Consider the following 12,778-nt stretch of genomic DNA (forward strand, 5'->3'; position numbering starts at 1 on the left):
TTCTATCCCCTTGTCCCCTTGTCCCCTTGTCCCCACTCCCCAATATACAGGTGACTCAACTCCAACCCACCGACTACGCCGCTATTATTCGCGCCGCAAAAAAAGCCAGTCAACAACCTCCTGATTTCCTTGCGCCTGGGAAACCCATTCGTTCCCGATGCTACGGTACGGGAAATGTTGTCGCTCTTCTAGGCAACCGCCTGATTGTCCAATTTAGTGCCTACTCCAATCCCGTCCATTTTTCCGATTGGCAGCAAGCAGTGGAGTCAGGAGAACTAATGCTGCTTGAGGCGTCGATAACTCCTGCGAGTGTTACCAATGACTTGTCCCAACCCTCAACGGAGATTAGTTTAGAAAAAATCCAAGAGATTGACAAGCCGGAATTTCGGGAAGTGGCGACGGAGTTAGCGTCCATTATTACTGATATCAGTATTATTCCCGCCGCTCCGGGTCAGTTGTACCCTATTCCAGAGGATGTACCTCCAGCGTTGAAGCGATCGCTCCAGCAAGTCGGGATTACTGGATTATACGGGCATCAAGTAGAAGCGTTACTGCAACTCAGAAGCGGCAGAGATTTATCCCTAGCCACACCCACAGCTTCAGGCAAAACCCTCTGCTATAATCTAGCGGTTCTAGAATCCTGCCTCAATCAACCCAGAAACTGCGCTCTCTATATTTTTCCCCTCAAAGCGCTGGCGTATGACCAATTGCGGAAACTTCAGCGTATCGTTGCCACCCTTCCTTCTTCTCAACGGCTAAAAGTTGGGCAGATAACGGGGGATACTCCCTATAGCGATCGCAAACAACTCTTTCTCCCCCACCCTCCCCATATTCTGGCAGTTAGTCCTGACTTACTCCACTACCAACTTGAAAAAGTGCGGCGACTGGAGGAATGGCAACCTTGGCGGGAGTTTCTGTTGCGCCTGCATTGGGTAGTCATTGACGAAGCCCATACCTATATTGGTGCATTTGGCGCTCACTTTGCTAATTTAATGCGCCGCTTGCGTCGTGCGGTTGATAGTGTCGGTGGAAATAGCGATCGCCTTCAGTTTATTTGCTCCTCTGCCACCATTGGCAATCCAGCAGAAATGGCACGGCGTTTTAGTGGCAGAACTCACCAACCCGAACGACTGCATTTAATAGACACAAGTGAGGCGACGGCTTCCGAACAAACCATTCTCTGGGCAACCCCCAGTCAAACTGCCAATCCCGATGCTTGTAAGATAATCCTATCGCTGTTGCACCATTCCTTAAGCGGGATTGTCTTCTGCAATTCTAGAGCGGCTGTTAAAAATTTAATTGAATTGGTGCAACGAGAGACGAGCAGGCAAGGGGTTGGCTATTTAGCTAAAAAGGTAGCACCGTTTTATGGTTCTCTCAAAGGCGATCGCCGTCGCCGTTTGATTCAGCAGTTGGGAACGGGGGAGGTTAACGTCATTGTTTCTACGTCAGCGCTGGAAGCAGGGATTGACTTACCGGAACTCGACTGCTGTGTCATTCGCGGTTATCCCGGTTCAATTATGTCATTTCGCCAGCGCTTAGGACGGGTGGGACGGCAGAATCCAGGATTAATTATCTTCCTCCCCGTCGCTCAGAATCCCCTCGATTACTATTACGGACAGTACCCGCAACAGTTACTCTCAGAAACGGTGGAAAGTGCCGCTTTCAATCCTGATTATCCCACGATTTTAAGTAAGCATTTAGAGTGCTGCTGTGTTGAAAGCGGTTTACCTCTAGTTGAGGTAGAACTTAACTTTGGCACAGCCGGCGGTATTGTGGCATCTGGACTGCTGGAACAGCGGAAACTGTTTCTATCATCCCATCACTGCTTATGGGCGTCGGGATATCCCCACCGAGGTGTCAATCTCAGAGGGAATGCACTTTCCAGCGTTGAGTTGGTAGATATTAGTACAGGCGAAACCTTTGAGGAAATGTCCTTAGAGATAGCCTATCGAGAAGTTTTTCCCGGTGCGATTTATACCGCTAGTGATGAGGGGGGGAATTTAGTTACCTATCGCTGTGAAAGCTTGAATTTAGAAAGCAATAAGGCACTGTTGCAACCGCTTCCTTCCAATCCAGGAATTTTCACTCAGGCAGAGACTAGTTTAGAAATTCAATGTTTGGGAAGACTGGAGGAACCTAAGATTATCGCTACCGACTTTCCGGAAGGAAGATTGCGGTTGCGGTTGAATTGGGGGGAAATTACTACTGTTGTGAAAGGATATAAGATATTGAGCCGAGACTATCGGCTGACTTGTACAAATGTTACCTGTCTAAACTATCATCAACCGCTATCGGGGAAAGCTTGCTCAGTTTGCCGCCGTCAACTGTACTATGCAGAAGTAACGCAGGTGAAGGAGGAGGTTCCATTTCAGCAGCCTTATCGCAGTAATTATCAAGCGCCTGTGGTGAAGGTGGAGATTAATCCTGGGGTAGTTGAAGCGGTAGTTGAGAAGGTTAATGTCCTTAAGTCTGAAATTAAAGCAGAATACGGTAATGCGATTCCTGATGTTTTAAAAGAGCTTTGGACGAGTAGTCCTGATTGGGTAGCGTTGCATAGTTTAGGGCATCAAATTATTTTTGCACTGCCGATGGTGGTTCTTTCATCGAGTCAGGATGTTAACTGTGTAGTGGAGAAAGAGGACAAGCGGGTGGTTGGCTATTTCTTCGATACCTGTGATGGGGGAAATGGTGCAGCCGAGGCAATTTTTCAGCAGTTACCTGTATTGGCGGCTAAAGCGAAGTCTTTGGCAAGTATTTGTGATTGTGCTGATGGTTGTCCAAGGTGTCTAACTCAGTCAGGGTGTCCACAACAGAATGCAGGGTTGCATAAGGAGGTGGGGTTGTTTTTGTTGAGAGCTATTGGTTCTGAAGTCGAATCAGCTTGAATACCTGTAATTCAGCTATTCCGCATTTAAATTGCACCAGTGGCAACAACCCGTCAGTGGTTAAAACCACTGTCTCATAGCTTGCATTCGTCTTGCATAGGACTGGATAAGACTTGTAGTCCATTTCAATGGACTTAAGCTATTAGCCCAGAGTTAAAACTCCGGGCTAGTTTTCGGGTTTACTGACAATGGTGCAAGATGTGAGCATAGCGATCGCGTTTCTCGTTCTCCTTGCATCTCACATCATAATCTAAGCGATCGCTCCTTACAGCAGTTCCCGATGTTATGAAGTACAGTTGTCTGAGTTTGCCAGCGCTGGCAGATGGCGTTAGCAATATCTGAGGGTGAAGACAAATGTGCTGAACTCACTGCACCCCCCAATTCCCGCCAGAGAGTGTTGATAGTTCATTGGGTGAGAACCGTGAACCATGGCTACATCAGCGATTGTTGCAACCATCACCCCTTAACCGAACCCGCCAAAATCCCCCGCACAAAATACCGTTGAAGCGCAAAAAATACAATGAGCGGCACAATCATCGTAATAAATGCACTCGCGGTCAGCAAGTGCCAATCCTCCCCGCGAGAACCCACCAATGTAGTTAAACGCATCGTTAAAGGTGCAACGTCTGGTGTCCCTCCCAAGTAAACTAAAGCTACCAACAAATCATTCCACACCCATAAAAACTGAAACACGGCAAACGAAGCGATCGCAGGTAGAGAAAGGGGTATAATTAACCGAGTAAATGTTGTCAAATGAGACGCCCCATCTACGGCGGCGGCTTCAATTAAATCCTTTGGTAACGCACCAATATAATTGCGCAGTAAATAAATTCCCAGAGGCATTCCGTAACCCGTATGGGCTAACCAAATTCCTAAAAACGAGCCTGATAATCCAAACAGATTGTAAGCTCGCAACACTGGAATTAAGGTCATTTGTAATGGTACGACTAATAAACCTACTACCGTAATAAATAATACCTGACGACCCGGAAACTTCATCCAGGCAAAGGCATAGGCAGCAAAGGTAGCAATGGCAATAGGAATTATCGTAGCGGGAATGGCAATGGTAAGACTGTTAAGAAACGCTTGCCCCATCCCTTCGGCAGTGAATACTTCGATATAATTCCCTAACTGATACTGAGTGAAATCAAAGGGGTGTTGAAACACCGTCCACCAACCACTATTCAATAGGTCATCTCGGTATCGTAAGGAACTAATAAATAACCCCATAGTAGGTAATGTCCAGATTAAAGAGATGACAACTACAGCTAAATGAACCGGGACGCTGTTGCAGAATTTCTGAAGACGTTTCACTGAACTATCTTTACGAGAATGTTTCTTAGGCTTCATCGAGTTGCCTCCTGCTGACGGAAGCGGCGGATATTACTAATCATCACGGGAATAATAGCCAGTAACAAGATAACCGCGATCGCACTCCCCCGTCCAAAGTCCCGATAATTGAACATTTCTTTAATCATGCGGCTCGCAACCACTTCTGTACCTTGATTGCCAGCAGTCATCACGTATACAATATCAAAAACTTTCAGTACCATAATCACTACCGTCGTTGCCACCACAGCCAGGGTAGAACGAATCATAGGGATGGTAATGCGCCAGAAAATTTGCCATTCATTCGCACCATCCATCCGTGCAGCCTCGATAATATCGTTGGGAATACCTTTAACCGCAGCGGAGAGTAAAATTAAGCAAAATCCTGTTTGCAACCATATCATAATCGCAATCAGGGCAAAGTTATTAATGGAGCGCTCCACTAACCAACCTACTGGTTCAAATCCCAGACTAGTAACAATACCATTGAGTAACCCAATTTGCTCTGAACCAGATGGACGAAAGGCGTAAACAAATCGCCAAATCACGCTAGCGCCGACAAAGGAGATTGCCATCGGCAAAAAGATTAGAGACTTAGAAATGGGTTCGTAGCGTACCCGATCCATCAGCACGGCTAAAATTAAGCCCAAACCCACACTAAAACCCGTTACGAGAACTAGCCATAGCAAATTGTTACGAAAAGCAACTAGCATGGTGTCGCTGGTAAAGGCAAAAATGTAGTTATCCAGTCCGATAAAATTTTGCGATCGCCTGTCAAAAAAGCTGATGTAAATCGTATTTATAGTAGGGAAAACTAGGTAAGCCGTTAATACAATGAGGGCAGGGGCTAAGTATACCCACGGCAGAATACGCGATCGCCATTTATCAGGCAGGAAATTTACGAGGTAATTCATGCCATAAAATAAGGCGATAATCCCCCCACAACCGAGAATGACGGCAAGGATGACACTAAAAATTTTCATAATTTATAATTCATAATTGCCTGATATTCAATCCGAAGCTGTGTAATCGATGGGTTCTCTTCCTCAATAAAAGTATCCCGGCGGATTTCAGAGAATCCCAATTCCTTAAACTGGGCAAGTTCAGACTCTGACAGGTGCCAGGGAGGACCATCGGGTTCGGCATCGGTATCACGAAAGCGAGTAATCACTAACAGTGTTCCTCCTTTCGTCACCCAAGACGCGATCGCTTCGATCACCTCAGATCGCACATTCAAGGGTAACGCTTGGATGTTGCGCGATTCCACAACCAAATCGAAGGCACGATGCCATTCCGGATTGGGGGCAAACAAATTAGCAACAAGGTAGTTTACTGAAGAATCTGGGAATCGTTTCTGGCACCAAGCGATCGCAGTTGGAGAAATATCAAATGCTGTCACCTTGAAGCCTAACCTAGCCAAGGCTTCAGCGTCATCCCCCAACCCACAGCCGATGACAAGTACACAGCGATTGTCACCCTGGATTTGATAACGATCAAGCCAATCTTGCAGGTAGGGATGAGGCGTCAACTTCGCCCATGGCACTTGTTCTGGATTCTCATTCGCTTCGGAATATAAGACTTCAAACCATCCCGATGGATCAGATTTATCAAGCGCTTCCGTCGCTAACGACTTAACCTTCTGCCGCAAGTTTTCCGGTTGTTGTTCAAACATAGATGTTAGTGGGTAGGGGCGGGTTTAACCAAGCTATTGGTTTTCTCACCTAGATATCGGTAAACCCGCCCTCACGAAATGTGACATATATAGATTCAAAAAAGGGGTTAGGGAGGATCGAACCGATGACATTTTAACCTTAATCAGCAGCCGACCAACTCTCTTCAATATCCTTCAACACCCTATCGACATCCTTCCCGCCAACATAATCAACAATACCCGTCCAAAATGCCCCCGTCCCCACTGCCCCTGGCATCATATCCGAAGCGTCATAGCGTATGATTTCAGCCTCAGCTAAAAGTTTCGCCTGACGCTTAGTGACTGCATTCGGGTAAGCCTCTAAACTCACCTGTTTGTGCGGGGAGATGTAACCCTTAATTCCTGCCAAAATTTCATGGGGTTTGACAGTTGTCAGATACTCGATCAACTGCTGTGCCTCTGGGGTATCGTTGAACATTGCAACCACCTCCCCCCCCACCAACATTGGCACGCCGAACTCTTTTTTAATCCCCGGTAGCGGAAAAACATCAACATCTTTACCCAACATCACAGTTTCGGGGAAAAACGAAGCGATAAACGTAGCTTGGCGATGCATATAACAGCCCGGTGTCTTGTCAAAAAGTGGCTTAGGTGAATCGCCGAAGGGAATGCTAATCGCTCCTGTTGTTCCACCTACTATATAGTTAGGATTAAGGGCAATCTTGCCAAACTCCTCGAAGGCATTTTTAACGGCTGAGTCGTTAAATGGAATTTTGTGGGTCATCCATTGGTCATAAATTTTGGCTCCAGCCGTGCGCAGCATGATATCTTCTACCCAATCTGTCCCTACCCACCCTGTCGCATCACCGCTTGCCATACCCAGACACCAAGGAACACCGCCATCTGCCACAATTTTGTCTGAGAGTGCCATCATTTCATCCCAGGTTGTGGGGACTTTATACCCCTTTGCCGCAAATGCTTCTGGACTATACCAAACCAGACTCTTGGCAAATACCCGATACCAGATGCCGTAGAGTTTGCCATCCACAGTACCTAAGTCAAGCCAGTTTTGAGAAAATGCCTCCGATAGTTGCGATCGCTTCAGAACGGTATCAAGGGGTACTAACTGGCTATCTCTGGCAAAGTCAGCCATCAATCCCGGTTGCGGGAACATGGCAATATCCGGTGGATTCCCAGAGTCAACGCGCACAGGTAGGAGGGTAGCAAAAGCATCCGTTCCCTCATACACGACTTTGATACCCGTTTCTTCTGTAAAAGGCGCTAATACCTGTTTGAGTTCTTCTTCACCTTTGCCGGTTACTGAACCCATAATCGTCACCGTGGGGCTGTCAGAACTTCCGCCAGAGGAGTTGCAAGCAACTAAAAGTATCGATAAACCGAGTAGTAAAGAGAGTAGCTTACCGATTTTTCGTTTGAGCATCTGGATACCGTTTTAATAGATATCGATTATAAACCAGGCAGTTAGGGCAACAAGAAATCCTGTAGAGACGTTGAAAACAACATCTCTACTCTGGGCTAATTGCTCCTCCTCATCCCCTCTATCTCCTCTACTTTTGAGTCCAACTCTCCTCAATATCTTCCAAAACGCGATCGAGTTCTTGCCCCCCCACATAATCAACAATACCCGTCCAGAATGTACCCGTACCTACCGCCCCTGGCATCATATCCGAACCATCGAAGCGCAAAACTTTTGCATTCGTTAAAATTTCTGCCTGCTGCTTGGTAACATCATCCGGGTAAGCCGCTAAACTCACCTGTTTGTGAGGTGAGAGATACCCTCCAAAACCTGCCCAGATTTCATGGGCTTTGGGTGTCACCAAATACTCCATCAACTTCCGCGCCTCTGGGGTGTCGTTAAACATACCAACCACTTCACCGGATACCAGTACTGGCGCACCTACCTCTTTTTTAATAGCTGGTAGCGGAAAAATATCAATATCCTGACCCATCACTACATTATCAGGGAGGAAGGCGGCGATAAAGCTACCTTGGTGGTGCATATAACAACTGGGTGGCTTATCAAAAAGTCCCTTGGGTGAGTCACCAAAGGGCGTACTAATTACCCCAGTTGTGCCACCCACAACATACTTGGGATTGAGGGCAATCTTACCAAACTCCTTAAACGCTGTCTTGACTTCTGGATGATTAAAAGGAATTTCATGAGTCACCCACTGGTCGTAAACTTTCGGTCCAGCCGTGCGTAACATGATATCTTCTACCCAGTCTGTACCCACCCAACCGGTCGCGTTGCCGTTTTCCATACCCAGACACCAAGGTACGCCTCCATCTGCCACGATTTTGTCTGAGAGTGCCATCATCTCATCCCAAGTTGTTGGGATTTTATAGCCCTTTGCTGCAAATGCCCCTGGATTGTACCAAACTAAGCTTTTAACGAAAGCCCTGTACCAAATACCATACAACTTGTTATCAACAGTACCCAAATTCAGCCAGTCTTTGGCATAGGCATCCGAAAGCTGATTTGTATCCATGAAGGTGTTGATGGGCACGAGTTCACCTTCTCTAGCAAAGTCAGCCATCAAACCCGGTTGTGGAAACATGGCAATATCTGGGGCATTTCCAGAGTCAACTCGCACGGGTAGGAGGGTAGCAAACTCATTGGTTCCTTCATACACTACCTTGATACCCGTTGCTTCAGTAAAGGGGGCTAATGCTTTTTGAAGTTCTTCTTCACCTTTCCCGGTGACAACTCCCATAATCGTAACCGTACCGCTTTTAGAAGTCTTATCTTCTGGGGAACCGCAGGCGACTAACAGCAGGGATAAACCCAGCAGCAACGTCAGCGACTGACCGACTTTTTGTCCGAACATCTTGATTTGTTACCAAAGGGAATACACTACACCGTTGCAAGCACCCTAGTTGCAAAGCGAAAAATACTTTATGTTAAGGGGGAATAGCACTGACTTAAGCCGACATACCCCGCCCTGAATTTAAAGATACTGGTGGCGAATGAATAGAGGGGTTAGACCCCTTTCCAACCCCTCTTCTCTTAGGGGAGGGGTTTTCTGAATTCGGCAAGAGTATCATTTATTTCCAGGCGATAGGAGTCAGTGCCATTCATGCTAAGAGCGATCGGCAACTATCAACACCGAACCCTTAACCGTAGCCCTTCCAAGATAACCGCAATCAAAAACCTTCGGCAACCGCTCTATCAAGGTGCATTTTCTAGGTTAACCCATCTCAGAAGAAGTCAATCTAACCGACAGAACTTGCGATCGCGGTCAAATTCAGGGTCTTGCCAAGAATAGGCAAAATGGCTTACCCCGTTGATGCGCGGCGTTTTCTGGCGTAGTGCCTGCATCTGAGCTTCTAAAGAGGGACGATTGCTGACAGATTTACCCCAAGTTCCTGCTAGTGCGGGTATCACTGGTGTGCTGGGGTCGGCTCGATCTGTCACCCGCTTGACTAAATTTTCAATGCAACCGGTGTGACCACAGACACCGTAAGACATCGGATGCCACTCCAGAGACGGCGAAAAATGATCCCAAGGCTGGAGGCGGGAATCATACCCACCCTGACCGACTACCTGGTTGGCATCAGGGAAAAATACCGCTCCTGCTGTTACTCCAGCACGTTGGGCAGGAAGTGTTGCTACTGCCAGAAAGTCCAGAACACCTTGGGCGGCGTGGGCGACACTAAGCTGCCATAGTTGCCAGTTTAGAGATGCGACTGTCTCGTTTTCACTGGGAGTACGTCCCTGCCACAGAGGTGCTCCCTCCGTGGGGTAAAGGTCTTGAACGGCTTTCACATCACTAGCACTAATGGAACCGTTACGAATGTAGCGCTGAATGAGTTCTCGCCCTTGATTGTTAAGACTCCGGTTGTAGAGTGCCTGTTTAGAGGCATCACCGTAAATCCACAAATCCTCTAGTTTGGTGGCGACAGAATCAGCTCCTGACCCGCGCGGATAGCGAATGTAATCGAATAAAATTCCGTCTGGGCGTCGCTTGAGTACAGCTTGAACGAGTTGGTAGTAATCGGTTTTGGCTTGATTGTTGTAGGGGTCGATGAAGACTTGTGACTGGTCGCGGACAAAGGACAAGCTTGTTTCTCCCCGACCATTACGGGCTAGCACTCCTTTTCGGTCGAGGCGTTGGGCATAGGTGTAGCCAAAATTCATTGTGAACATCCAGGCGTAAACCTGTAAGCCCCGCTCATGTCCTTTTTGAATGGTCTGAGCTAACAAGTCTACTTGCTCAGTTCCAGGCGATCGCAAAGCCGAGAGCCAAGGCGTTGGGTTATCGGCTGAGGGAAGCAGTACCTGACCGTCAAAAAATACTTCTAGGTAAACTTTGTTGTAGCCTCGGTTAACGATGCGGTCTAGAATTTCATCAATTCCCCCAGAGCGAGCGTCACAGGGATAGACGCGCAGCCAAACGGCTTGGTCTTTGGGCCAAGTGCGAGAGCGGCACTGCCGCAAGGAATCAGCGTGCTGCTTAAGCAGGGCTTTGTAGCGGTTATCAGAATCGGGATTGCCTTTGAGGGCATTGATGCGTAAGCTTTCTTTTTGAGCGATCGCATCCTTAGAGAAATGGCAGTAGGCTGCTGTTTGAGCCTGAGCTTTCTGAGTCAAAGCATAGGGACTAATTAGACTGCTGCTAGTTAAGGTTGCTGCAACAACACTTCGACAAATATAACGCTGATATCGCGGAAAACCGTTATACATTACCTGCAAACACTACAATATAATACAAAGTGGCTGCCTTTAGTCTTAACAGACGGCTTAATCAATGGGCAAAATTATATAGGGTTTGGGCTGCATTCTCTGTCTTCAGCGATTTTTCTGGCTATTCCGGACGTTTGCTCCGAAATTTCTCAGTGTTTCCTTGAGTTTGCCATTTTTTTTAAGTAGAGACGTTGCAGGCAACGTCTCTACTTAGCTTCAGCAAAAAATTGAGAAGGCGGAGCGTAAACCCAAGATTGATGGCTAATAACTCCATGCTATTAGCCATCAAGCGTCAAAACCTTTAAGCACCCCGCTGCAAAGCTCTCTCTACCTGCCGAAATTCCTGTTCTAGCCGTTTCTTTAGTTTTTCCGGCAGAGGACGGTTGGGATAAGAACTGTAATGACCGGCTAAGGAATTCAAAGCAGTTCTCATGGTAGTAAAGGAACTGAGGTTTGCCACAGAGCCATCTCGCCGATAGCGAGAGGCAAATTCATTGATGTTTTGACGCGCTTCTGACTGAGCCGCAGCCTTATCTGGCGCATCTTTGGGTAATTCAATGGCGGCTCTCAGAGTATTCAGCAACGTCAAGGTATCCTGGCGGTAATCCCCAGTGAAGCCTGTGGTACTGCTTGCTGAACACCCCATTAGACCAATCATAACAACTAAGACAAGGGCAACAAGACGGGATAAGTAGCGCTTCATAAGTATGATTCACAACAGACGGATTTTCAAAATTAGAACTGATCCTAACCCGGAATGGTGCATCGGGGATCGTCTCTAGATGACGGATTAGGATAGGGCTTGGAGTTTTCGCTGATAGCTATTCGCTCAGAGCGATACTTAGAGCTTGAGCAATTTTTCAGAGTTTGACCGATCAATAGGAGTGTAACGGCACAGGCTTTATTCAATTGATAGTTTATTCTTATGATTACTATTCAAAATAATTATCCTTAACGCCGATAAAGACATAAGTGGCATTCTTAAACGCAATCCTCAGATAGTCTCTCTATCCTGCTTAACACATCAGTTTTACCTAAAAGTATTACTTTTGTTGTTTTCGTTTTTCAATCGCTTCTCGCAGTCGTCGAGCTGTTTCCTCTTGAGCTTTCTTCTCTCGTTGAGATTGCTTATCGTTATTGCTCTCTCCCATGATTAAAGCTCCTAACCATTCATTATGTTAATTCGATAATTAACGAATGGGGTAGAGCTGAGGATGAGGGGGGGGAAACACCCCTGATAGCAATCCTTACGAAAGGACTGACGCCAACAGCCACATTTCTTGAGGTAATAAAAACCCCACTGGGATGACTGGGAGTGGGGTCGGGAATGAATGAAACTGCACTGTTGATCTTACGGGTTTGCCTTTGAAAAAGCATCACCCATTCTGTTCATCCAGGTGGGTGATGCTAGTCATTGAGGTACTTCACAAGCATGAGAACTGCTATATTCATGCTTCATAATTACGATGCCTTGGTCGATTCTTGTGAATCACTCGCAGAGCTTTCGGCTTTATTTTTCTCTTGAGCACGCTGTTCCCGTTTTTTGCGATCCGCTTGAATGGCATCTTGTATAGCAATCTGCGCCTGAGCCATTTTTTCTAGGTTACTGCGGTACAACTCCAAATCTTTTTGCAATTTTTCTTCGGGAAGATGCAAAGCTTCACCTATTTGCCTGAGTGTCTCGGTAACTTGCTTTTGGTCTTTGACCAACTCCGAGTCAGCCTCTTCTAGGAGGCTATACAAGCCAATTGCAAACAGACGACTGTATTTAAACTTAGGGTTGTCCGAGATACCTACCATAGTGGTATGCAGATCCGGAGCGCTATCTAAGGGCGTTGGCGAATTCAACCAGGAGATGAATTGTTGCCCCGACCAAGGCTCTGCCGCTGTTTTTAACCGTAGAGCATCTTGCTGGTATTGCTGTGGGTTATCCCCAACTGCCTTACAAAGGGCTTCAAAGATGGATTCTTTATCTCGTTCCGGTTGATAGCCTTGCATGAAGCGGTTAAAGGATGTTACGACTCCCAATGCATAAATTGGATCGTAGTGGAAATCCACATTCACCGATAACAGATGCATCTCTACCATCAACTCTTCTACCACTCGTCGGTAAATTGAGTTAATCGGACGGGTGTGATAGTTATAAAAATCTCGTTTGGTATCCGAGACTGTGCGAAGATTATCCACAAAGCCGAATTGATTTGG

General features: G+C 46.8%; 10 protein-coding genes. 1 reads left to right on the top strand and 9 read right to left on the bottom strand.

Annotated features, from left to right (window positions below):
- Positions 1-2,888, top strand: a 2,888-nt coding sequence (locus tag IQ257_RS07120) for a DEAD/DEAH box helicase (RefSeq protein WP_322744229.1), incomplete at its 5' end; no start/stop codon positions are given.
- A gap of 179 nt (positions 2,889-3,067) precedes the next feature.
- On the opposite strand, the gene IQ257_RS07125 is transcribed toward IQ257_RS07120, so the two are convergent.
- From IQ257_RS07125 to psb29, 9 genes are all read right to left on the bottom strand, one after another.
- On the bottom strand, positions 3,068-3,223 hold the full coding sequence (locus IQ257_RS07125) for a hypothetical protein (RefSeq protein ID WP_193878937.1): 156 nt from the start codon (positions 3,221-3,223) through the stop codon (positions 3,068-3,070).
- Between the two features lie 121 nt (positions 3,224-3,344).
- On the bottom strand, positions 3,345-4,238 hold the full coding sequence (locus IQ257_RS07130) for a carbohydrate ABC transporter permease (protein ID WP_193878935.1): 894 nt from the start codon (positions 4,236-4,238) through the stop codon (positions 3,345-3,347).
- A complete protein-coding gene (locus tag IQ257_RS07135) occupies positions 4,235-5,200 on the bottom strand; it encodes a carbohydrate ABC transporter permease (protein ID WP_193878932.1) in 966 nt (321 codons plus the stop codon). The genes IQ257_RS07130 and IQ257_RS07135 overlap by 4 nt, the downstream gene beginning before the upstream one ends.
- Positions 5,197-5,889 (bottom strand): class I SAM-dependent methyltransferase, encoded by a 693-nt coding sequence (locus IQ257_RS07140; protein WP_193878930.1) that lies wholly within the window; start codon positions 5,887-5,889, stop codon positions 5,197-5,199. Before IQ257_RS07140 ends, IQ257_RS07135 begins: the two co-directional genes overlap by 4 nt.
- 139 nt (positions 5,890-6,028) lie before the next feature.
- On the bottom strand, positions 6,029-7,309 hold the full coding sequence (locus IQ257_RS07145) for an ABC transporter substrate-binding protein (RefSeq protein ID WP_193878928.1): 1,281 nt from the start codon (positions 7,307-7,309) through the stop codon (positions 6,029-6,031).
- A 127-nt stretch (positions 7,310-7,436) separates the two neighbouring features.
- A complete protein-coding gene (locus IQ257_RS07150) occupies positions 7,437-8,717 on the bottom strand; it encodes an ABC transporter substrate-binding protein (protein WP_193878926.1) in 1,281 nt (426 codons plus the stop codon).
- Positions 8,718-9,097: 380 nt separating this feature from the next.
- Positions 9,098-10,573 carry a family 10 glycosylhydrolase gene (locus tag IQ257_RS07155; RefSeq protein ID WP_193878924.1) on the bottom strand — a complete coding sequence of 492 codons (1,476 nt, stop codon included), beginning with the start codon at positions 10,571-10,573 and terminating at the stop codon, positions 9,098-9,100.
- Positions 10,574-10,874: 301 nt separating this feature from the next.
- A complete protein-coding gene (psb27, locus tag IQ257_RS07160; RefSeq protein ID WP_193878922.1) occupies positions 10,875-11,276 on the bottom strand; it encodes a photosystem II protein Psb27 in 402 nt (133 codons plus the stop codon).
- A gap of 758 nt (positions 11,277-12,034) precedes the next feature.
- Positions 12,035-12,760: a photosystem II biogenesis protein Psp29 gene (psb29, locus tag IQ257_RS07165; protein ID WP_193878920.1), complete on the bottom strand. Its 726-nt coding sequence runs from the start codon at positions 12,758-12,760 to the stop codon at positions 12,035-12,037.
- Between the last annotated feature and the right edge of the window lie 18 nt (positions 12,761-12,778).

Source organism: Coleofasciculus sp. LEGE 07092 (genome assembly GCF_015207375.1).
Classification (GTDB): Bacteria; Cyanobacteriota; Cyanobacteriia; order Cyanobacteriales; family Coleofasciculaceae; genus LEGE-07092.

Bases quoted from the DNA above. Each gene is read 5' to 3' on its own strand.
- IQ257_RS07140 (WP_193878930.1), bottom strand. From the start codon at position 5,889: ATGTTTGAACAACAACCGGAAAACTTGCGGCAGAAGGTTAAGTCGTTA.
- IQ257_RS07145 (WP_193878928.1), bottom strand. From the start codon at position 7,309: ATGCTCAAACGAAAAATCGGTAAGCTACTCTCTTTACTACTCGGTTTA.
- IQ257_RS07155 (WP_193878924.1), bottom strand. From the start codon at position 10,573: ATGTATAACGGTTTTCCGCGATATCAGCGTTATATTTGTCGAAGTGTT.
- IQ257_RS07150 (WP_193878926.1), bottom strand. From the start codon at position 8,717: ATGTTCGGACAAAAAGTCGGTCAGTCGCTGACGTTGCTGCTGGGTTTA.
- IQ257_RS07135 (WP_193878932.1), bottom strand. From the start codon at position 5,200: ATGAAAATTTTTAGTGTCATCCTTGCCGTCATTCTCGGTTGTGGGGGG.
- psb27 (WP_193878922.1), bottom strand. From the start codon at position 11,276: ATGAAGCGCTACTTATCCCGTCTTGTTGCCCTTGTCTTAGTTGTTATG.
- IQ257_RS07130 (WP_193878935.1), bottom strand. From the start codon at position 4,238: ATGAAGCCTAAGAAACATTCTCGTAAAGATAGTTCAGTGAAACGTCTT.